Source organism: Gilliamella mensalis (assembly GCF_900103085.1).
In the GTDB taxonomy this organism is placed as follows: domain Bacteria; phylum Pseudomonadota; class Gammaproteobacteria; order Enterobacterales; family Orbaceae; genus Gilliamella; species Gilliamella mensalis.
On record NZ_FMWR01000029.1, the window covers coordinates 1 to 1,049 of the forward strand.

Here is a 1,049-nt window from a genome sequence, read left to right on the forward strand (position 1 = left end):
AAAATTGGTCACAAGAAAGAATCAGCTGATATACTTACAAAACTGAGCTAGTCTAATCTAATGATTTGCTCAGTGCTTATATTGTGCGGAAACTCATTATAATAATGTAAATTTTATTTGAATTTTGAAATAATTATTGTGTACTTGCAGATCGTTAAATAATTTATGCATGGATACAAAAAATATTCAATTCACTGTATGGGTTTGTTTCCAATCTAAAATAAATTAAAATGCTATATACATCTAACCAACGTGTTTATCGTTATCCATTTTAATATTTTTGATAAATAATTTAAAAATAGTCATTAGATTCAAAAGTTACATCAGTTTTTAATGTATTTATATTTTATACGATAAAAAATATACCATCCCCTATAGCCCTCTATACTCAGCAATCAATTGTTTTATAACAGCTATCGGTAAAAATTAAAAATTGTGGAAAATAAATTGATAATTATCAATATAATCTATAAAAATAAATTGATCCTCGCCAAAATATTAGACAGTGCCCACCTCTATCATTTTTTCGTATTGGTAATATTGTTGTTCATATTGTTCAGGTGATACCCAGCCATTGGCTGAATGACGGCGTATCCGATTATAATAGATTTCAATATATTCAAATAGTGCTTTATTAGCCTGCTTCCTCGTTTTGTAGTAACAGTCATGAATAATGTGTGTTTTGAGTGTATGAAAAAAACTTTCAACAACCGCATTATCAAAGCAGTTTCCTCTTCGACTCATGCTTTGCCTTAGTCCATATTGTAACAATAACTGCTTGAAATCAGCACTGCAATATTGGCTTCCTTGGTCACTATGAATGAGTACATTTTTAGGAAAATGACGCCGAAATAAGGCTTGTTTTAATGTATTACACACTAAATGACGGTCTATGTAGCGACTCGTTTGCCTAGCAATTACTTTTCGTCCATATAAATCGATAATCACCGACAAATATAACCAACCTTCACCCGTTTTAATATAAGTAATATCGGTTACCCATGTCGTATTCGGCTTATCAGGGTTAAATTGCCTATCTAACGTGTTGG

1 protein-coding gene is annotated in these 1,049 nt (G+C 30.8%); it reads right to left on the reverse strand.

Going from position 1 to position 1,049, the window contains the following annotated elements:
• Positions 1-498 precede the first annotated feature (498 nt).
• Positions 499-1,049: IS3 family transposase (locus tag BQ5209_RS10425; protein ID WP_143421918.1), on the reverse strand; the 551-nt coding region annotated here is incomplete at its 5' end.